We start from the raw sequence: 19,890 nt of genomic DNA, 5'->3' as shown, positions 1-19,890 counted from the left end.
CCACGACCACCAGTCGGGCATCGGGCCACGCCCAGGGGTTCACGGCTGCCCGTCCTGGTCCGCGGGGGCGCGGCGGATGAACAGCTCCAGCCGGGAGCGGCCGTCCGGGTGGTCGAGCGTCACCCGGTCGCACACGCGCTGCATCATCCACAGCCCCATGCCGCGCTGCGGCGGCCAGGCCGGGACGCGGTCGAGGTGGGCGTGCGTCAGGGTGCCGCGCTCGTCGATCACGTGCACCGTCACGCCGTCCTCGTCGCTGCGGGCGCTCACCGTGCCGGGCGCCTGGGCGTGTTCCAGGACGTTGCCGGCCGCCTCGCTGACCGCCAGCACCAGCCGTTCCACCCGCTGCCTGTCGAGCCCCGCCTCCAGGGCGAAAGCACTGACCAGGCCCCGCAGGTGAGCCAGGTTCGTACCGATCGGCACGTGCAGCCCGAAGGACTCGCCCATGGTCACCGCCTGATTCGTCCCGTTGGTCGGTACCGGCCCCCCGCCGCGAACGAGCGGAGTGTGTGCGGCCACTCATCCGTCAGTGAGCAAATCCTAGGCACCCTGATACGACATTCGGCCGGAAATCCCGTGAAACCCCTCCGGAAGGCGTGCCGCGCCTGCCCAGGATGGGGACGACCTCGGGCTAGAGGCCGGTTTCGGGCGCGGGCGGCTCGCCGGAGGGGAACAGGATCGCGCTGAGCAGGTAGGGGGCGCGGCCGGGGGCCGGGGCGTTGCCCAGCCGGTCGCCCAGCACCGCCAGCAGGTCGGTCAGCATCGCGGCGAGCTCGCCGGGACTGAGCCACACGGTGCCCTGCCGGTAGGAGACCGAGTCGGCGACCGGATCGACGCCCTCGCGGCGCAGGTAGGCGTCGAACTCGGCGATCAGGACGGCCATGGCGGCGGCGAACCCCCTGCGGTGGTCGTCGAGCGACATCGACGCGGCGGCCCCCGCGTCGATCGCGGGACGGTCCTGGCGCAGCCGGTAGCGGCGCTCGGTGGCCCCGCGTACGCGCTGCTCGCCCTCGACCTCCAGGAACCCGCCCTCGGTCAGATGCGCGACCTGGCGATAGACGGTGATCTTGGGAACCTCGGGCATACGGGCGCAGAGCTGCGCGATCGTCATCGTGCCCGCGGCCGCCACGGCGTGCACGATGCGCAGCCGTACGGGGTGCAGCAGCTGCTCGACAGGGTCCATGGCCTAACGATTTCATATGAGATACCGTTATCCAAAATGAAAACGTTAGGTTCGCGGAGCGGAGGAGGCGGCATGCGGGACGTCCCGGGGCGGACGGTGCCGGTGAACGGCCGGCACGTCTATGTCGAGGAGACCGGTGAAGGACCCTTACCGGTGGTGTTCGAGGCCGGCGGGGGCTGCGGGCGCACCTGCTGGGACGCGGTGACGCCGCTGCTGGCGAGCAGGGCGCGGCTGGTGACCTACGACCGGGCCGGGCGCGGGCGCAGCGGCCCCGCCACGGGGCCGCTCGGCATCGACGACCTGGCGGACGACCTGGTCGCGATGACCGAGGCCGTCGTGCCGGGGGAGTTCGTGCTGGTCGCGCACAGCATGGGCGGGCTGGTCGCGCGCCGTGCCGCCGAGCTGCTGGGGCCCCGGCTGCGGGGGCTGCTGCTGGCCGACGTCCTGCCGGAGACCTCGCCGGTGTACGACACCTGGGACCGGACCGCCGCGCAGGTCGACCGCGTGATGGCGGTGACGCAGGCGCTCAGCCGGTTCCGTCCGTCGGCGCGGCTGTTCAGCGGGAACGTCCGGCGGCTGTTCCCCGCCGACACCTACCGGACCATGCTCGCCGAGGACTTCACCCCCGCCGGGGTCGCCCGGACGCGCCAGGAGATCCGGGCCGTGGCCGCCGCCATCCCGGAGTTCCGGGCGCGACCCCCTCGGCCGCCGAGCTGCCCGACGATCGTGTTGTCGGTGACCCGGGCCGCCCGAGGGCGGGAGCGGCAGCACGCCGCCAACCGCGAGCACCAGCGCCGCTACGCCGACAGCCTGCCCGACGGGCGCCACGAGGACGTCCTCTCGGGCCATCTGGTCCAGGCCGAGCAGCCGCACCTCGTCGCCGACCGCACGGCCCGGCTCATCGGGTGAAGCAGTCGCCGGACGGGGTGAGCCGGGCGGACATGTTGCGTTCCATCATGTTCAGCGCGGCCTGCCCGAGATCGTGGTGGATGGCCGCCACGCAGTCGGGCGGCACGGTCAGCTCGTAGTGCCGCACGTACGCGTCCAGCGCGCTGTACAACACGCACTGCTCCGTCACCTGCCCGGCCAGGACGACCCGCTCGACCCCGCTGTGCGACAGCAGGTACTCCAGCGACGTGCCGAAGAACGCGCTGTGCCGCACCTTGGGCAGGAACGCGCACCCCGGCGGCGGCAGGACCGGCTGCACCAGGTCCGGCCGCCGGCCCTTCATCGCCCGCTCCTCGATCTCCCGCCGGTCGGCGGCGAAGTCGCCGTAGTTGTCGTTGACGTATACCAGCTCGACGTCGTCCCGCTCGCGGGCCCGCGCCACCAGGTCCGCGAGCGGCTCGACGATCGGCTCCACCTGCCGGACGAGCAGCTCGGCGTCCTGGTGCTCGTACGGGTTCAGCATGTCGATGACGACCAGCGCAGATCTTGCCATGACCCCTGTCCTGTCCAGCTACCTGCTGTTTTATCCAGGACAAATCAGGGCATGACGCGGTCGGTCAGTTGTCGTCGATGAACCGCTGGGCGAGGGTCCGGCCCAGCGTCACGGCCTGGGCGTGGTTCTCGATGGCGGCCACCTTCGTCCCGGAGCCGGTGAACGCGATGTACGTGACGCCGGAGTCGGTGCCGCCGTTGCTCGGGTCGGGGTTGATGCCCAGGTCGGCGGCGGTGCGGTAGGAGGCCTCGCCGATGATCCCCGACGGGCCCGTGTCGCCCGTGACCGCGTACTCGACCTGGCCGTTGTAGATGACCGCCACCACCGTCCCGCAGCCGATGCCCTTGGTCCGGTAGTCCCAGATCGAGCTCGGGCTCGGCACCACCACGTACGGGAGCTGCGCGGCGTTGAGCGGCGTGTCCGAGGTGGTGTGGCAGAACGTCTCGGCCTGGAAGCAGCAGTCGGTGCTCTCGTTGCACTGCGCGGTCCGGACGCCGTCGCAGTCGATGTCCAGGTCGCCCTTCCAGAACACGCCGCCGGTCTTGCCGCACACCGCGACGGTCCCGGCGGAGACGTCGGAGTCGGTCTTGTACTTGCCGTTGGAGATCTGGGCGCACGTGGTGAGCTCGGCGAGGAGCTGGTCGGCGGTGGGCCCGCCGGCGCCGCCGGTCGTGGTGCCGGTGACCGCGGCGCTGTGCCCGGACTCGTTGCCCGCGGCGTCCACCGCCGTGATCGTGTACGTGTGGGCGGACCCGGCGGCCAGCCCCGCCACCGTGGCGCTCGCGGTGGGCGAGGTCGCCACCACGGTCGTGCCCTCGTAGACGCGGTAGCCGGTGACGCCCACGTTGTCGGTGGAGTCCGTCCAGGCCAGGGAGATGCCGGTGGCCGAGACGCCGGTCACCCGCGGGCTCGCCGGCACGGTGGGCGCCTGACCGTCGGCGCCGCCGGCGCCGCTGACCGACAACCTGTCCACGTTCGGGCCGCCCTCGGCGCCGGTCCCGGTCGCGCGGACGGTGTTGACGCCGGCGTTCAGCGTCACCGTGGCGCGGACGTCGGCCCAGGTGTCCCAGCCGCCGGTGCCGGGGAAGGCCAGGCCGGTCACCGCCGTGACGCCGTTGACGGCGACGTCCATCGGGCGGCCGGCGGCGGTGCCGTTGGCGTAGCGGAAGGTCAGCGTGTGGCTGCCGGCCTCGGCCACGTTGACCGACCATTCGACCGAGCCGCCGGGGGCGTTGACGTAGTCGACGAACCCGGCGCCGGTGTAGCCGGTGTGGTTGGTGGCCACGCTCGCCCCCGTCAGCGTCGCGGCCTCGGCCTGGTACTCCGTGGCCGGGGCCTCGGCGGTCGTGGCCTCCAGGAAGTCGAGGTTGGGGTTGCCGCCCGCGGACGCCGCGGTGACCCGGATCTTGTTGTCGCCCCGGTTCAGGGCGGCGGTGAGGGTGGAGGTCGCCCAGGTGTCCCAGTTCGCGGTCGCGCCGAACGAACGCCCGGCGGACACGACCGTGCCGTTGACGGAGACGTCGGCGACGCGGGCCGAGCCGGTGCCGTTGGCGTACCTGATGGCCAGGGTGGCGGTGCCGGCCGCCGGGGCGTCCACGGTCCACTCCGTGTACGGGCCGGCCGCGTTGACGCTGTTGACGAAGCCGGTGCCGGAGAACCCGGCGTGGTTCGCCTCGACGGCGCCCTGGACGTTGGCGGCGTTCTCGGCCTCGTAGCGCACGGTCGCCGCGCGCGCGGGCAGCGCCACGAGCGCGGAGACGGCCAGGCACGCGGCGGCGACCGGGACGAGGGTGCGTAAGCGGGTTGCGAGCACGGTCACTCCCTCTGGGCTATTGGATGGCGGAGCGGCGGATCGTGTCGGCGCTGCCGTCGCCGTTGTTGTCGGAGTTGGTCGAGCCGAACCAGATGGCGGCGGCGCCCGGCACCTTCTCGACCAGGCGCAGCCTGCCGTACGTGCCGTTGAAGTAGGAGTTGACCGTCGAGACGTTCTCGCCGTTCAGGACGATGCGCCACAGCCGCTGCCCGCGCAGCGCCGCCATGAAGACGGTGTTGCCGACGATCGCGATGCCGCTCGGCGAGGCCTCGGCGACGCCCCAGGTGTACTTGGGGTTGGTCATGCCGGAGGCGGTGCAGGTGCCCTCGCAGGTGGGCCAGCCGTAGTTCTTGCCGGGCTGGATCAGGTTGAGCTCGTCGCGCGCGGAATTGCCCAGCTCCGACGACCACAGCCGGCCGGCGGAGTCCCAGGCCAGGCCCTGCGGGTTGCGGTGGCCGTAGCTGTAGACGCGGGTGCCGAACGGGTTGCCGGGCGCGGCGGCGCCGGTCCTGGTCAGGCGCAGGATCTTGCCGTTGAGCGAGTTCAGGTTGGGCGCGTTGGCCGACTGCTGGGCGTCGCCGGTGGTGGCGTACAGGTAGCCGTCGGGGCCGAAGCGGATGCGGCCGCCGTTGTGGTACCGGTTCTTGTCGATGCCCTGGAGGATCGTGGTGTAGCCGCTGAGCGTGCTGCCGTTGAAGTTCATCTTCGCGATGCGGTTGCCCTCGGCGGCGGTGTGCATGAAGAACACCTCCTGGTCGGTCGTGCCGTTCCAGGTGGGGGAGAGGTCCAGGCCCATCAGGCCGCCCTCGCCGTCGGTGGTCTGCACGTTCGGCACGGTCCCGACCTGCGTCTTCGTGCCCGACGGTGTCACCTTGAACACCTTGAACGTGTCCCGCTCGGTGACCAGCGCGAACGAGCCGTCCGGCGTCCAGGAGGCGTCCCAGGGCACGTCCCAGCCGCCCGCGACGGAGGTCGGCGTCTGGGGCACGGTCCCGCACCCGCCCGTGGTGAACGCGGTCGACGCCGCGCTCGGCGCGGAGAGCTGGCCGGCGGTGTCGCGGGCGACGACGTCGAGCTGGTAGGTGCGCGCGCACTCCAGCGGCACGCTCGTGCTGGTGGCGGGCGGCGCGCCGGTGACGGTGGCCAGCACGGCGCCGGAGGCGTGGTCGCGGACCAGGTAGGCCCGCACGCCGCCGTCGTCGGTGGAGGCGGCCCAGGTGACGGTCGCCGACGTGGGCTGGACGCCGCTGACCGCGGGCGTGCCGGGCGGCGAGGGCGGGTCGTCCGGCGGCGCGGGCAGCGTGTGGCAGGCGGCCTCGGGGCTGCTCAGCGAGACGTTGCCGGAGGCGTCCCTGGCGAACACCGACAGCTGGTAGCCGAAGTCGGGGGTCAGCCCGGTCAGCGTGGCCGGCGGCGCGGGGGCGGTGGCGATGAGCTGGCCCTGCTGGTAGATGTCGTAGGCGACGACGCCGATGTCGTCCGTGGCGGGCGGCCAGTCCAGCTTCAGGCTGTTGTGGGTGATCTCGCCGCACACCGGCTGGCCGGGCGCGGTCGGCTTCTGGGTGTCGGCCGGTCCGCTGACGCGCAGCCGGTCGAGGTTGGGGCCGCCGTCCGCGGTGGTCGCGGTGGCCCGTACGGTGTTGGCGCCCGCGTTCAGGGCGGCGTTGAGCGTGACCTCGTTCCAGGTGGTCCACGCGCCGGTGCCGGGGAAGGAACGGGTGCTCGCGGCGCCGTTCACCGAGATGCTCAGCGGCCGGTCGATCGTGGTGCCGTTGGCGTAGCGGAAGGTCAGGCTCTGCGGGCCGGTGGCCGCCGCGCTGACCTGGAACTCGACGTACGAGCCGGTCGCGTTGTCGTAGTTGACGAAGCCGGAGCCGGTGTAGCCGGCGTGGTTGGACTCCACGACGCCCCGCGCGATCGTGGCGGTCTCGGCCTGGTAGTCGGTGAAGCCGCTGACCTGGACGTCGGCGTCGAGGTAGTCCCAGTTGGGGTTGCCTCCGGCGGTGGCGGCGGTGGCCCTGATCGTGTTGGGGCCCGCCTTGACCTGGGCGGTCAGCGTGACCGTGGCCCAGGTGTCCCAGTTCGCGGTGGGGGCGAAGGCGCGGGAGGCGGCCACGACCGAGCCGTTGACGGCGAGGTCGGCGGGCCGGTCGCCGGTGGTGCCGTTGGCGTAGCGCAGGGCCAGCGTGGCGGTTCCGGCGCCGGGCGCGTTGACGGTCCACTCCGTGTAGGAGCCGGCGACGTTGTCGCCGTTCACGAAGCCGCTGCCGGAGTAGCCGGTGTGGTTGGACTCGACGGCTCCCTGCGAGAGCGTCGCGTTCTCGGCCTCGTACCTGGTGGGGGCGGCGTCGGCGGGGCCGGCGGGCACGGCCAGCGCGCCCGCGACCAGCGCGAGGACGCATAACCGGGGCTTCCACGAGTTCATCGGGTGGCTCCTGGGGGGTGAGCGGCTTTTCATCGTGTTCCCACAGGGAGTCACACCCGTCAACAAGTTGTCGATCTTGGAACGCTCCAACTTTAGGAAACTTTACTAACTCGGCCCGGAGGAGACATCGGAGGTGCGGACGGCCGTGGACAGACATCCGTGCGAGATGTATGCCTGAAGCAGATGGGAGGTCGGATCTGTGATCGTCACCCTTCGGCGGGAGCCCCGCGCCATGCGGCCCGGAAACCGACGTCAACGCTCACCCCCGGCGGCTGGACAGCCGCGCGGTGCTGCCGGGACGATACGTGATCATGGACCAGAACGACCCCGGGAAGCCGCGCCTGCGGCCGGCCGAGCCCGATGACCACGGCCGCATCGTCGCCGTGCTGGACGACTGGTGGGGACGGCCGATCAGCGCCGGGCTGCCGCGCCTGTTCCTCGACCACTTCCACCGCACCAGCCTGGTGGCGGAGGACGACGACGGCCTGGCCGGGTTCCTCGTCGGGATCCTGTCGCCCTCGACGCCCGGCCTCGCCTACGTGCACTTCGTCGGCGTCGCGCCGCGCCTGCGCGGCGGCGGCCTGGCCCGCCGCCTCTACCGGCGCTTCTTCGCGCTCGCCACGGCCGACGGGCGCGACCGGGTCAGGGCGATCACCTCCCCGGTCAACGGCGCGTCCATCGCCTTCCACGCCGCGATGGGCTTCACGGTCACCGGGCCCGTCCCGGACTACGACGGCCCCGGCGTCGACCGCGTCGTCTTCGAGCTGTGGCTCCCGCCCCGATGACGGCCGCGCCCGCTCATCCGGGGTCCGTACGGGCGTTGAGCCGGTTCAGGGTCGTCGCGAGGGCCGATCCGTAGACCACGTGCCCGAGGGCCATCACCGCGGGACGGCCGGGCCGGTCGCGGGAGACCGGCGGCAGGATGTCCAGGCTCGGGATCCAGCCCTCGTAACTGGCGATCCAGATCGTCAGCGCGTACCCGACGCCCAGCGCGGACGGGGTGCGGCGCCCGCGGGTGAGCAGGCCGTACAGGGCTCCGGCGGTGACGCCGAACCCCAGGTGGGCCAGCGCCCCCACGACGCCCTCGCCCGTCTTGGGGCGGTGCCGGTGGCCGGGCAGCAACGCCCGCGCGATGCGTTTCGGCGGCTGGTCCTCCATCAGGCCCGCCCGGCTGCCGGCGAGCATCACCACGCTCATCGCCGCGGTCGCCACGGCGCCGCCCGCGGCGCCTTTCATGAGGTTGCGCATGCGAAGCCGGTGCCCGGGACGGAACGCCGGAAACCGGCCATGACCCAGAACACGGCCGGCGGCTGACATGCCGGCCGGCCGGCGGGGCAGAAGGAACGGTCTTCCCGACCAGAGAGGACCGGATGGGCGACACGGCGGCGGAATGCGAGCGGGTGGCCAGGCAGGCGCTCGGCCTGACCGACCTGCGGCCCGGCCAGCTCCGGGCGATGACGGCCCTGGCCGAGGGCAGGGACACGCTGGTGGTGATGCCCACCGGGAGCGGCAAGTCGGCGATCTACCAGGTGCCGGCCCTGCTGCTGCGCGGCCCGACCCTGGTGGTCTCGCCGCTCATCGCCCTGCAGCGCGACCAGGTCGAGGCCCTGCGCGACCGCGACGAGGAGGCCGTCAGCCTGGACGCGGGAACGCGGGCCGCCGAGCGGGCCGAGACGTTCCAGGCGCTGCGGGCGGGTGAGACGGAGTTCCTGTTCTGCGCGCCCGAGCAGCTCGCCCGTCCCGACGTCCTGCGCGAGCTGGCCGCCGCGGCCCCCTCGCTCATGGTGGTGGACGAGGCCCACTGCGTCTCGGCCTGGGGGCACGACTTCCGCCCCGACTACCTGCGGCTCGGCGCGGTGGCCGACGCGCTCGGCCGTCCGGTCGTCGCGGCGCTGACGGCGACCGCCGCCCCGCCGGTACGGGCGGAGATCGCCGAGCGGCTGGGCATGCGGACGCCGGTGGAGATCGTCCAGGGGTTCGACCGGCCCAACATCTCGCTGGAGGTGCGCCGGGCGCTCGACGACCCCGCCGGCGACATCGTCACGACCGTCGCGGCGGCGAAGAAGCCCGGCATCGTCTACACGAGCTCGCGCAGGCAGACCGGACGGCTGAGCGGGCTGCTGGCCGAGGCCGGCGTACGGGCCGCCGCCTACCACGCCGGGCTGCGCCGGGCCGAACGGGACGCGGTGCACGACCGGTTCATGGCCGGTGACCTGGACGTCGTGGTCGCGACCAACGCCTTCGGCATGGGCATCGACAAACCGGACGTGCGTTTCGTCCTGCACGCCGAGATCCCCGGTTCGCCGGACGCGTACTACCAGGAGATCGGCCGGGCGGGCCGGGACGGCGAGCCGGCCGACGCCCTGCTGTTCTACCGGCCCGAGGACCTGGGGCTGCAGCGGTTCTTCACCGGCGGGACGCCCGACGAGGAACGGCTGGCGCGGGTCGCCGAGGCGGTCGCCGAGTCCGGCCCCGGCAGCGACCGCAAGGGCCTGGCCGAACGCGCCGGACTGTCGGCGCGACGCCTCACGGCGTTGCTGGACCTGCTGGAGAGAGCCGGCGCGGTACGCCTCGGCACCCGCAAGGTCGATCCCGTGCCCGGCCTCGACCCCAGGGCGGCGGCGAGCCGCGCCAGGGAGCTGGCCGAGCGCCGCCGGGACGTCGACCGCAGCCGCCTGGAGATGATGCGCCGCTACGCCGAGACCACCGACTGCCGCCGGCGTTTCCTGCTCGGCTACTTCGGTGAGGAGCTCGCCGACAACTGTGGCAACTGCGACGCCTGCCGCGCCGGGACCGCCGGGCAGGCGTCCCCGGAGAGCGGCCCCTTCCCGCTGCACGCCCGGGTGGAACACCGCGCGTGGGGGCCTGGCCAGGTCATCCAGCGCGGCGAGGACCGCCTGACGGTCCTGTTCGAGGACGCCGGATACCGCGAGCTCCAGCTCGACGTGGTCCTCGAAGAGGGCCTACTCACCGAGCCCCGGACCGGCGAGACACGCGGACCGGCCTAGCGCCGCGCCGGGCCCGGGAAGCGCAGGATCCAGCGGCGCTGCCACGGGGTCTCGACCGCCCGGGGATGGTGGTGCTCGCGCGTCCAGGCGACGGCGTCGGCCGGGTCGAGACCGGACAGGACGGCCAGGCAGGCGACGACGGTGCCGGTGCGGCCCACGCCGCCCCCGCACGCCACCTCGACCGCCTCGCCCGCCCGCGCCCGCCGGTGCAGGTCGCCGATCCGCTCCACGGCCGCGTCGCGGTCGCGGGGCAGCAGGAAGTCGGGCCACTCGATCCACTCGTGCGGCCAGCGCAGCCCGTCCTCGTGGCGGCGGGTGAGCCGCGCCGACCCCAGGTAGAGGCCGAAGCCGGGCGCCGGGCCGTCCGGCAGCGGGTGGCGCAGGCCCCGGCCGCGGATCCAGGAGCCGTCCGGGAGCCGGAAGGCGCCCGCGAGCGGCGGCTCGCCCGGCGGGCCGTCCGTCGGAGTCGTCACGGGTCCTCCTCGTGGTCTCGGGGGCCTGCTCAGCCCGCGGTCCCGCAGAATACCTTGACGGCCATGCCCATGATCTCCGCCGTGGACGGGTTCCTGGTCGAGGGGTTGAGCGACAGGGTCAGCGACTTGCCCGAGTCCGAGCGGAACGCGAACGTCAGGTAGCCGATCAGCTCCCCGCTGTGCCCCCACACCGTGCCGCACGGCAGCGCGTACGCCTGAAGCCCGAGGCCGTAGCGGAACCCGGCGCCCGTCTCGACGGTCGTGCGCATGGCCTTCAGGGACGCGGCGCTGGTGAGCCTGCCGCCCAGCAGGGCGGACATGAACCGCTCCAGGTCCGCGGCGGTCGAGATCATCTCCCCCGCGGCCCAGTCCAGCGAGGGGTTCATCCGGGTGGCGTCCACGAGGCCGGGCATCGGCTCGTACCCCTTGGCGTGGGGGGACGGCAGGCCCGCCCGGTCGCCGGGGACCAGCGTGTGGCGCAGGCCCAGCGGGCGCAGGATCCGGCGGGCGACCTCCTCGCCGTACGTGTGGCCGGTCAGCTTCTCCACCAGCAGGCCGAGCACCACGTAGTTGGTGTTGGAGTAGTGCCACTTGCCGTCGTCGGGGAGCTTCTTGGCGAAGGCCACCTTGAGCAGCTCGCCCGGCCGGTAGGAGCGGAAGCGGGCCTCGCCGCGCCAGCGGTTGGTGGAGTAGCCGGGCTCGCTCATGTAGTCGTACAGGTGGCTGGTGTGGTCGAGGAGGCCGCGGACCGTGATCCGGTCGCCGCCTGGGACCAGGCCGGGCAGGTGGTCGCCGATCGGGTCGTCCAGCTTCAGCTTCCCCTCGTCCACGAGCTGGAGCACCACGGTGGCGACGAAGGTCTTGGTCACGCTGCCGATCCGGAAGTAGCCGCCCGGCGAGGGGCGTCCGCCGCGCCCGACGTCGCGGACGCCCGCCGCGCCCGTCCAGGTGCCGCGCTCGTCGGTGACCCGGGCCAGGGCCGCCGTCGCGCCCTGTCCCGCCACGATCCCGGCCAGCTCCTTGCCCACTCCGGCGCCCGGCGCGCCCGCCGCCATCGTCGCCGCCACCAGCACGTTCATCATCGTCTGCATCATGCGGTCAACGTTAGGAAGATCGGCCGCACGGCGGAATGCGGTGCTCCGTCCAGTCCTGCTGCGGAAAACCACAGCACGTCGTGAGGGGGGTTGTCCCTACCGCGGGTTGGCGTGCTGGCGTACTGATGCGGGCGAATTCTTCGCAGATAGCGTGTTTTCATCGTAATCACGCACTGAAATGGATAAATCCGTTGTTTAGTGGTAAATCGCTGGGTCGTGTCCTGGGCCGTTCCGCCGTCGTCGCCGTGGCGGGCGCCGCCTGTCTCGCCGTCACCGCCGGCGGCGCCGGGGCGATCGTCAACGGCGGGAAGGCCACGGAGGCGTACCCGTTCATGGCCTCGATCCCGATCAAGGCCCCGGCCATGGGGCTCACGGACGGCGTGTGCGGAGCGGCGCTGATCGCGCCGCAGTGGGTGGTGACCGCGGCCCACTGCCTGGACATGGAGATCGGGTCGATCCCGAAGGGAACCGTCCGCGTCGGCAGCGACCAGCGCAAGTCCGGCGGGGAGGTGCGCGAGATCGCCCAGGCCGTGCTCCACCCCCGCTACTCCCAGAACACGCCCAACAGGAACGACATCGCCCTGGTCCGCCTCGACCGTCCGGTCACCCAGAAGCCCGTGCCGATCGCCGCGCGGCCGGGACGGCCCGGCACCCCGACCCGGATCATCGGCTTCGGCGTCACCGAGTCCAAGCCCGACCCGGCCGACTGGAAGATGTCCCCGCGGCTCAACCAGCTCGACACGCGCCGCGGCGCTCCGTCCGAGTGCGGGCCCGGATACGCGAGCGGCACCCGCCTGTGCACGGTCAGCCGGGTGCCCAAGGCGATGGCGTGCAACGGCGACTCCGGCTCCCCGCAGTTGCAGCGGGGCAGGAACGGCCGATGGGAGCTCATCGGGGTCACCTCGGGACCCGGCGCCAAGAGCCCGTCCTGCGCGGAAGGCCCCGGTCTGTACACCAGCGTGCCGGCGTACGCGGAGTGGCTCGACCGGACGATCCGCGCCTACAGCTGACCGGCGGGGCTGCACCGGCGGTTGAGGGCGCGCCGCCCGGCGGCCCAGCGCCGCCCGCCGCACCCGGCGCGAAGCTTCCGGGAGCGGTTCAACGACAGCCTTGAAGTCATGAGAACCGAAACCGAGCCCGCGCACGGGACGCCGGTCCCGCCGCCGCCCCCGCCCGCCCGCACGGCCGAGGCACGCGGATGAGCCGCGCGCAGGAGGCCCCCGCCACCTGGCGGGAGCTGCTGGGACGGGAGCATCTCGGGGCCGCCGTCGTGCCGGCCGGGGGAGTGCTCGCCGGCGCGATCAACATCTACCTGGCGGCCGGGCTGCTGCCGACCGCGGTGGCCGAGCTCGGCGGGGCGAGCTTCTACGCCTGGAACATGACCGTCTACCTGGTCGCCATGGTGATCGCCACCATGCTCACCGCCCGGTCGCTGTCGGCGTGGGGGACCGTCGGCTCCTACCTCGCCGGGTTCGCCACGTTCACCGCGGGCTCGCTGGCCTGCGCGGTGAGCCCGGCGATGGCGGTGCTGCTGGTGTCGCGCGGGGTGCAGGGGCTCGGCGCCGGGCTGCTGTCGGGGCTCGGGTTCGCCGTCGTCCGGTCGGCCATGCCGGCCCGGCTCTGGACGCGCGGCACCGCGCTCATGTCGGCGATGTACGGCGTCGGCAACTTCGCCGGACCGGCGCTCGGCGGGCTGTTCGCGCAGTTCGGGGCGTGGCGGCCGGCGTTCGCGGCGATGGCGGTGATCGGGGCCGGCTGCGGCCTGGTCGTCCCGCGGGCCCTGCGCGGCCGGGGCGACGCGTCGCGCGACGGCGGTGCCGGCCGGGTGCGGGTGCCGGTGGGCTCGTCGATGCTGGTGACGGCGGTCGCGGGGGCGGTGAGCGTGGCGGCGGTGGTCGCCGGCACGCTCGCCAAGACCGCCGTCCTCGCAGTGGCGCTGCTGGCGGCCGTGGGGTTCGTCGTCCACGAGCGGCGCAGCGAGCACAGGGTCCTCCCGGCGGAGACCTACCGGCCGGGTTCGCCGCTGAAGTGGGTCTACCTGACGATCGGGGTGCTGACCTTCGGCGTCGCGGTCGAGTCGTTCCTGCCGCTGTTCGCGCAGCGGCTGGCCGGGCTGCCGCCGCTGGTGGCCGGGTTCTTCGCCGCGGCCGTCTCGTTCGGCTGGTCGGCGACCCAGATCGGCAGCTCGTCCGTGGGCGGGCGGCGCGCGGTGCGGCGGCTGCGGGTGGTCGGCCCGCTGCTGCTCGCGGCCGGTCTGCTCGTCCAGGGGCTGGTGCAGCGTACGGACCCGCCGGGATGGCTGGTGCTGGTCTGGGTGCCGGTGCTGTTCGCGGCCGGCGCGGGGATCGGCCTGGCCTACCCGCACCTGTCCGTGGCCGTGCTGACCGGCACGCCGGACCCGGCCGAAGGCGGCCGGGCGGCCGCGGCGATCGCCACCGTGACCAGCCTGTCCGTCGCGTTCGGCACGGCGGTCGCCGGCATCCTGGTCAACCTCGGCGGCGCCTCCATGCTCGACTCGGCCCGGTACGTGCTGTTCGGCTTCGCGGCCCTCTGCGCGACCGGCGCCCTCACCGCCCACCGGGCCGCGCGGCGGGAGCGGGACGATGGACTCTCCCCCCGTGGGAGGCCGCAGGCTGCCTGACGGGACCGGACCGGCCGGCGGCCCCGCGCCCGATGATCGAACCGGCCAGAGGAGAGCGACGCATGACCATCGTGGAAGGCATCGAGGCTCGCGGCATGGAGCACTGCGAGACGACGGCGCTGGGGGTGCTGCTCCGCCACCAGGGGCTCGACCTGTCCGAGCCCATGCTGTTCGGGCTCGGCTCGGGCCTGTCCTTCGTCTACTGGGACGCCAAGGGCATGGACGTCCCGTTCCTGGGCGGCCGGGTCAAGCCCTTCGAGCTCACCAGGAACCTGGCCGCCAGGCTCGGGCTGACCCTGGACGTGGCCGAGACCGGCTCGGCCCGCAGGGCCTGGGACGACGTGGCCGCCCGCATCGACGACGGCCTGCCGGTCGGCCTCCAGCTCGACAGCCACCACCTGGACTACTTCGGCTCGAAGGTGCACTTCGGCGGCCACGTCGTCGCGATGTACGGCTACGACGAGCGGCAGGCGTACCTGGTGGACACCGCGCAACAGGGCGGCGCGGTGCGGACGAGCCGGGACAGCCTGGCGGCGGCGCGGTCCGAACGCGGCCCGATGACCGCCAGGAACCGGTCCTTCACCCTCACCCTGCCGGGCGGCCCGCCCGCCTGGCGGGAGCGGGCTGTCCCGGCGATCAGGGCGTGCGCGGAGGCGTTCCTCGCCGCGCCCATCGCCAACCTGGGCCACCGCGGCATCGACAAGGCCGCCCGCCTGGTGCCCAAGTGGCTGGACCGCGTGGCCGAGCCCGCGCGTGACCTGTCGACGGCCGCCCTCCTCATGGAGAGGGGCGGCACCGGCGGCGGCCTGTTCCGCGCCCTCTACCGGGACTTCCTCGGCGAGTGCGCCGGATTCGTCGACGACGACCGCCTGCGCGCCGGCCACCGCCTGTACGCCGAGGCCGCCGCCCTGTGGACGGACGTGGCCGCCCTGATCGCCAAGGCCGGCGAGGGGCGCGAGGCGGCGTACCTGGAACAGGCCGGGACCGTCCTGCACGACCTCGCGCGCATCGAACGCGAGGCCATGCAGGCCCTGCGCGAGCTGTGAGCGCGGGCCGCTAGAGCGCCGCCCGGTCGAGGGCGGCCAGGCTTTCGGCGCGCAGCGACCGAAGGTCGTCGAGCACGGCGTCGGCCGCGCGCCGGCCGGACACCAGCGCCCCCTGCAGGGAGCCGGTGTCGCGGTGGTCGCCGCACACGTACAGGCCGGCCCGCAGCCGCACGGGCCTGCGCAGCGGGTACGGCGGCCGCATCGCCGGCAGCGCCGCCGGCACCTGGTACGTCGCCACGTGCTCCCAGCCGGAGGTGTCGCCGTAGATCTCGGTCAGGCGGCGGCGGACCGCGCGTTCGTCGTCGGCCAGGCCCAGGACCGACGTGGACACCAGCGCCCGCCCGTCGGCGGAGTACCCGGGGGCCGCGTCGGTGAGCACCAGGGTGTCGGTGACGGCCCCGGTGGCGTCCACGACCTGGATCGGCTCGCGCATGGGGGAGCGGGGCGCGGCGTGGTAGAAGGTGGTCACCGCGCGCATCTCCGGCGTCTCGATCCCGCTCAGCAGGCGGCCCGCGGCAGCCGGGTCGGCGGCCACCACCACGGCCCGGCCCCCGACCGTGGCGCCGTCGGCGAGCCGCACGCCGCTGGGGCTCACCTCGATGACACGGGCGCCGAGCGTGACGGTGCCCGGCGGCAGCCGGTCGGCGAGCCGGCGCGGGATCTCGCCCATGCCCAGGGCGGGCACCGCGATGGTGCCGCGGGCGAACGACCGCCAGAACAGGTGGAAGATCCGGCTGGAGGTCTCCAGGTCGCGTTCCAGGAGCACCCCGGCCAGGAAGGGACGCATCAGGCAGTCGATCATCTTCTCCGACATGCCCCAGGCGCGCAGCTCGTCGTCGGTGCGCCGGTCGGGCCCGCCGCGCAGCCGGGACGCGGGCAGCACCAGGTCACGGGCTGTGAGGGCGGCGAGCACGGCGTCGTCGCGCGGCGTGCCGAGGCCGGTCAGCAGCCCGCTCAGCGCGTGCCGGGGATGCCGCCACGGCAGCATCACCCTGGCCCTGGCCCGCGTCCCCTGGACGATCACGCCCGAGGCGAACGGGCGCAGGTCGAGCGCGTCCAGGTCGAGCAGCCGGCGGGCCTCGGGGTAGGCGGTGTTGAACACCTGGTAGCCGCGGTCCAGCCGGAACCCGTCCACGACGTCGGTGCGCACCCGGCCGCCCACCCCGTCGGACGCCTCCAGCACCCGTACCGGCACACCGGCCTCGTGCAGCCGCACCGCGCAGGCCAGCCCCGCCATCCCGGCCCCCACGACGATGACGGTCCCAGCCGTTCTCCGCTCGTTGTCCATGCCAGGGGCCCTACCCGCGACCTCGCAGCTCAGACGCGGCGAGTCGTGATCGGCCTGGGCGTGGCCCAGGCCGACGACTGCTGAGGGACGCCCTCGCCGCCTCGCCGTGCCCTACGCCCAGCCGTAGACCGACCTGACGGCCGCGGCGACCTCGTTGACCAGCGCCGTGTCGTTGCCGTTGGCCAGCACGGCGTAGCCCGCGCCGAGCTCCGGATAGCCCTTGAACACCGATCTGAAGCCGTAGTTGGAGCCGTCGTGGGTGTAGGAGAAGTTCTGGGTGCCGGAGCCGGCGACGAACAGGCCGCGTCCCATCCCGGGCTGCGGGCCCTCGGTGAGCAGCGAGCGCACCGACGCGCGGGTGAGCGGCCCGGCGATGTCGCCGGTGGCGGTCCAGGCCCGGTTGAGGTACGACACCAGGCGGCACAGGTCGAGCACGTTCGTGTAGAGGCCGGCGGCGGCGGACTCGGGATACCGGTTGTGGCCGCCCGGGATGACCGTCCCGGTGGAGGTGTGGCCGGAGGCGAGCTCGAAGGCGGGGGAGAGCGCGTACGAGCTGCCCGCCATGCCCAGCGGGGCGAACACCTCCTGGCCCATGTAGTCGGCCAGCGACCTGCCGGTCAGCTCCTCCACCATGCGCTGCAGCAGCACGTACCCGGCGCCGGAGTAGTGGTACTCGGCGCCCGGCTCCGTGGACAGCTCGATCCTGGGGGAGTTGCCCTCGCCGTTCATGACCTGGAGCAGTGACGGGATAGTGGCGGCGGCGCCGTACCCGGCGAAGCCGCCGCCGCCGGCGTCGAAGCCGGAGCAGGCTCCGGCGGGCGAGGTGGAGCCGCGCCCGACGACCCCGGCCCGGTGCGTCAGCAGCTGCTCGACGGTCGGCACCGCCGTCGGTGACACGCACGAGCGGGCCGGCAGCGTCCAGCCGAGATGCGGGCGGACGTCGGCGGTGAGCGCGATCTTGCGCGTCTGGAGCAGCCGCAGCACGCCCACCGCGGCCACGGCCTTGCTGATGGAGGCGGCCTGGAACGCGCTCTCCGGATGCGCGGCGGGGGCGCCGCCGGCGGCGAGCCGCCCGTAGCCGGTGGACCAGGCGATCTTGTTGCCGACGACCACCGCGACCGCCACGCCCGGCGTCTTGTACGCGCTCATCCGCTGCCAGATGGTCGAGCCGCCGACCGCGTTCTCGAACTGGCGCACCCGGTCGGCGGGCAGCGCGGGCGCCTTCCCCCGGGAGCACAGCGCCCAGCCGCCGCCCGGCCGGAAGGCCACGTTGTGCAGCTGCCAGCCGCCGCCGGCCAGGCTCTTCATCTTCGCGAAGCAGGCGTCGTCGATGCCGCGGGCGTGGAACTCGTCCTGCGCGACCAGGGCCCAGCCGCCCGCCTTGGGGAAGGCGACGCGGGTCAGCCGGCGGCCGCCCTGGGTCAGGTTGCGCATCATCTGGTAGCACTCGTCGTCCACGCCGTTGGCCTGGAAGGCGCCGGACGCGACGACCGTCCAGCGGTCGCCCCCGGCGGGCGGGAAGGCCACGTCCACGACCTGCTGCCCGGCGGTGTAGTACGCCTTGATCCGGCTGAGGCACGCCGCGGGCAGGCCGCGGGACGACACGCCCTTGTCGGTGGTGATCACCCAGCGGTCGCCGCCCTCCGGCGGGAAGGCGATGGCGTTGACCTTCCGGCCGGCCTTGACCAGCGCCCCCAACTCCGTGAAGCAGGCGTCGGGGATGCCGCGGGCGAAGTACCGCCCGTCCTGCGTGACCATGACCCAGCCGCCGGACGGCGTGAAGGCGAGCGCCGTGACGCCGTAGGGAGCCAGCTCGGCCAGCTTGGCGTGCGCCTCGGCGGTCAGCCCGGCGTCCGCGGACGGGTAGGCCGCCGCGAAGGCGGGCGCGGCGGGCACTGCGGCGGGCACTGTGGCGGCCGCCAGTCCGGCGACACCGGTCAGGGTGAGAAAACGTCTCCTGTCCACAGGGCTCCTCGGTCAAGGCGGGGGCGAAACACGGTGATCTTGGCAGAGATGTCCGGCCAGGGCCAACCGCGACCGGCTCCGGCGGGGGCCGGGGGTGTATCCGAATCGGGTCAATTCCATGCGATGAGGGTCGATCTGATGGATCATGATCAGCGCATCGGAACAGGCGGAGGAGATCGATGACGCCCTCTCCCCGCATTCGGCCGTAGGAGCGGGAAGGACGAGGGGTTGATGATGAGAAAGCTGCTCGCGACGCTGGCCGCCCTGCTCCTGGTGTGCTGTGGTGCGGGCTGTTCCACCTGCTCCGTCGCGCAGGGGCCGCCGGTCACCATGCCGAAGAGGGACGCGGCCGCCGATGTGGTGGTGCGCGCGTATCTGGCGGCCATCGCCGCCCGTGACGACGAAGCGGTCCGTCTTCTGTCGGCGCCGGCTCATTACCGGCGTGTCCACAGCTGGCCCGACGACCCGCTGGACGCATGGGCCGACGTGCAGGTTTCCGACGTCGGCGAGCCGACACCTGACGAGTACGGCCCCGGCGGGTATCGGCAGGTACGAAGCGTCGCCGTCGTCCTCGAGGTGCGCCGGTGCGATGAGGACCCGCCGAACGACGACAGGCACTGGCCGCGCATGTTTCTCATGGGCCGGCAGTCGGACGACGCTCCCTGGAAGGTCATCGGGTTCGGCGCGGGCTGAGGGCCGCCGGAGCGCCCGTGCCAAGGACCATCAGGGCGAATTGACTTCGAGCGCGCTCGAATTCCTAGCGTCGCGTCCATGACGACGACACTGATCACAGGGGCCAACAAGGGGCTCGGGTTCGAGACCGCGCGGCGGCTCGTCGGCGCGGGGCACACCGTCTACGTCGCGAGCCGGGACGCCGGACGTGGACGGCTGGCCGCCGAGCGGCTGGGCGCGCGGGCGGTGGCGCTGGACGTCACCGACGACGCGTCCGTGGCGGCGGCGGCGCGGGCCGTCGAGGCGGACGGAGGGCTGGACGTGCTGGTCAACAACGCCGGCATCCAGGTGGAGTCGGGGGACGACGGCCAGGTGGTGGCCGGGGCGGCGGAGGTGACCGCCGAGATGATGCGGCGCACGTTCGAGACGAACGTGTTCGGCATGGTGCGCGTGCTCCACGCCTTCCTGCCGCTGCTGCGGCGATCCGGCGCGCCGGTCGTCGTCAACGTGAGCAGCGGCCTGGCCTCGCTGTCCCGGATGACCGACCCCGGCAGGCCCGGCCATCCCTACGCGGGCGTCGCCTACCCGGCCTCGAAGGCGGCCGTCAACATGGTCACCGTCCAGTACGCGAAGGCGTTCCCGCAGATGCGGATCAACGCGGTCGAACCCGGCTTCACCCGTACCGACCTGAACGGCAACAGCGGCCGGCAGACCGTCGAGCAGGGCGCCGAGATCATCGTGCGCATGGCCCAGGTGGGACCGGACGGCCCCACCGGCGGCTACTTCGACGCCGAGGGGCCGCTCGCCTGGTGACCGTCCCGCGCGCCTCCCCGGGAGGCGC

Annotated in this window: 18 protein-coding genes; 8 read left to right on the top strand and 10 right to left on the bottom strand. The window is 73.5% G+C overall.

Annotation, left to right across the window (positions count from 1 at the left end; translation table 11 throughout):
* Window positions 1-39: 39 nt before the first annotated feature.
* Window positions 40-447: an ATP-binding protein gene (locus AB0C33_RS29235; RefSeq protein WP_358293555.1), complete on the bottom strand. Its 408-nt coding sequence runs from the start codon at window positions 445-447 to the stop codon at window positions 40-42.
* 184 nt (window positions 448-631) lie between these two features.
* The gene (locus AB0C33_RS29230) at window positions 632-1,183 is read right to left on the bottom strand and encodes a helix-turn-helix domain-containing protein (RefSeq protein WP_358293553.1); all 552 of its coding nucleotides are present in this window, start codon (window positions 1,181-1,183) and stop codon (window positions 632-634) included.
* 72 nt (window positions 1,184-1,255) lie between these two features.
* Here AB0C33_RS29230 and AB0C33_RS29225 point away from each other — a divergent pair, with 72 nt between their 5' ends.
* Window positions 1,256-2,092: an alpha/beta hydrolase gene (locus AB0C33_RS29225; RefSeq protein ID WP_358293552.1), complete on the top strand. Its 837-nt coding sequence runs from the start codon at window positions 1,256-1,258 to the stop codon at window positions 2,090-2,092.
* On the opposite strand, the gene AB0C33_RS29220 is transcribed toward AB0C33_RS29225, so the two are convergent.
* The 3 genes from AB0C33_RS29220 to AB0C33_RS29210 all read right to left on the bottom strand — a co-directional run bounded on the left by AB0C33_RS29220 (window position 2,082) and on the right by AB0C33_RS29210 (window position 6,862).
* A complete protein-coding gene (locus tag AB0C33_RS29220) occupies window positions 2,082-2,624 on the bottom strand; it encodes an isochorismatase family cysteine hydrolase (protein ID WP_358293550.1) in 543 nt (180 codons plus the stop codon). The two genes, AB0C33_RS29225 and AB0C33_RS29220, sit on opposite strands and share 11 nt — an antisense overlap.
* 64 nt (window positions 2,625-2,688) lie before the next feature.
* A complete protein-coding gene (locus AB0C33_RS29215; protein ID WP_358293548.1) occupies window positions 2,689-4,437 on the bottom strand; it encodes a CBM35 domain-containing protein in 1,749 nt (582 codons plus the stop codon).
* A gap of 16 nt (window positions 4,438-4,453) precedes the next feature.
* Window positions 4,454-6,862: a PQQ-dependent sugar dehydrogenase gene (locus tag AB0C33_RS29210; protein WP_358293546.1), complete on the bottom strand. Its 2,409-nt coding sequence runs from the start codon at window positions 6,860-6,862 to the stop codon at window positions 4,454-4,456.
* Between the two features lie 311 nt (window positions 6,863-7,173).
* On the opposite strand from AB0C33_RS29210, the gene AB0C33_RS29205 reads away from it, so the two are divergent.
* A complete protein-coding gene (locus AB0C33_RS29205; RefSeq protein ID WP_358293544.1) occupies window positions 7,174-7,647 on the top strand; it encodes a GNAT family N-acetyltransferase in 474 nt (157 codons plus the stop codon).
* Between the two features lie 13 nt (window positions 7,648-7,660).
* Here the strand turns inward: AB0C33_RS29205 and AB0C33_RS29200 are convergent, their stop codons facing one another.
* Window positions 7,661-8,110 carry a DUF6789 family protein gene (locus AB0C33_RS29200; RefSeq protein ID WP_358293542.1) on the bottom strand — a complete coding sequence of 150 codons (450 nt, stop codon included), beginning with the start codon at window positions 8,108-8,110 and terminating at the stop codon, window positions 7,661-7,663.
* A 122-nt stretch (window positions 8,111-8,232) separates the two neighbouring features.
* Between AB0C33_RS29200 and AB0C33_RS29195 the strand changes: the two genes are divergently transcribed.
* On the top strand, window positions 8,233-9,870 hold the full coding sequence (locus tag AB0C33_RS29195) for a RecQ family ATP-dependent DNA helicase (RefSeq protein ID WP_358293540.1): 1,638 nt from the start codon (window positions 8,233-8,235) through the stop codon (window positions 9,868-9,870).
* Here the strand turns inward: AB0C33_RS29195 and AB0C33_RS29190 are convergent.
* The gene (locus AB0C33_RS29190; protein ID WP_358293538.1) at window positions 9,867-10,343 is read right to left on the bottom strand and encodes a protein-tyrosine phosphatase family protein; all 477 of its coding nucleotides are present in this window, start codon (window positions 10,341-10,343) and stop codon (window positions 9,867-9,869) included. The two genes, AB0C33_RS29195 and AB0C33_RS29190, sit on opposite strands and share 4 nt — an antisense overlap.
* A gap of 29 nt (window positions 10,344-10,372) precedes the next feature.
* Window positions 10,373-11,437 (bottom strand): serine hydrolase domain-containing protein, encoded by a 1,065-nt coding sequence (locus tag AB0C33_RS29185; RefSeq protein ID WP_358293536.1) that lies wholly within the window; start codon window positions 11,435-11,437, stop codon window positions 10,373-10,375.
* 191 nt (window positions 11,438-11,628) lie between these two features.
* Here AB0C33_RS29185 and AB0C33_RS29180 point away from each other — a divergent pair, with 191 nt between their 5' ends.
* The 3 genes from AB0C33_RS29180 (at window position 11,629) to AB0C33_RS29170 (ending at window position 15,124) form a co-directional block, all read left to right on the top strand.
* Window positions 11,629-12,447 (top strand): serine protease, encoded by an 819-nt coding sequence (locus tag AB0C33_RS29180; RefSeq protein WP_358293535.1) that lies wholly within the window; start codon window positions 11,629-11,631, stop codon window positions 12,445-12,447.
* Between the two features lie 188 nt (window positions 12,448-12,635).
* A complete protein-coding gene (locus AB0C33_RS29175; RefSeq protein ID WP_358293533.1) occupies window positions 12,636-14,078 on the top strand; it encodes an MFS transporter in 1,443 nt (480 codons plus the stop codon).
* 62 nt (window positions 14,079-14,140) lie between these two features.
* Window positions 14,141-15,124 (top strand): BtrH N-terminal domain-containing protein, encoded by a 984-nt coding sequence (locus AB0C33_RS29170; RefSeq protein ID WP_358293532.1) that lies wholly within the window; start codon window positions 14,141-14,143, stop codon window positions 15,122-15,124.
* 10 nt (window positions 15,125-15,134) lie between these two features.
* Here the strand turns inward: AB0C33_RS29170 and AB0C33_RS29165 are convergent, their stop codons facing one another.
* Both AB0C33_RS29165 and AB0C33_RS29160 read right to left on the bottom strand, forming a co-directional pair.
* Window positions 15,135-16,412, bottom strand: a complete 1,278-nt coding sequence (locus AB0C33_RS29165) for an NAD(P)/FAD-dependent oxidoreductase (protein WP_358293530.1) — start codon at window positions 16,410-16,412, stop codon at window positions 15,135-15,137.
* A gap of 111 nt (window positions 16,413-16,523) precedes the next feature.
* A complete protein-coding gene (locus AB0C33_RS29160; protein WP_358293528.1) occupies window positions 16,524-18,377 on the bottom strand; it encodes a serine hydrolase domain-containing protein in 1,854 nt (617 codons plus the stop codon).
* A 231-nt stretch (window positions 18,378-18,608) separates the two neighbouring features.
* Here AB0C33_RS29160 and AB0C33_RS29155 point away from each other — a divergent pair, with 231 nt between their 5' ends.
* Both AB0C33_RS29155 and AB0C33_RS29150 read left to right on the top strand, forming a co-directional pair.
* Window positions 18,609-19,070, top strand: a complete 462-nt coding sequence (locus AB0C33_RS29155) for a hypothetical protein (RefSeq protein WP_358293527.1) — start codon at window positions 18,609-18,611, stop codon at window positions 19,068-19,070.
* A 78-nt stretch (window positions 19,071-19,148) separates the two neighbouring features.
* The gene (locus AB0C33_RS29150) at window positions 19,149-19,862 is read left to right on the top strand and encodes an SDR family NAD(P)-dependent oxidoreductase (RefSeq protein WP_358293525.1); all 714 of its coding nucleotides are present in this window, start codon (window positions 19,149-19,151) and stop codon (window positions 19,860-19,862) included.
* The last annotated feature ends 28 nt before the right edge of the window (window positions 19,863-19,890 follow it).

The organism is Nonomuraea sp. NPDC048881 (genome assembly GCF_040649795.1).
GTDB lineage: Bacteria > Actinomycetota > Actinomycetes > Streptosporangiales > Streptosporangiaceae > Nonomuraea.
The sequence above is the reverse complement of the archived record's forward strand: the minus strand, read 5'-3'. Positions and strand labels throughout refer to the sequence as shown.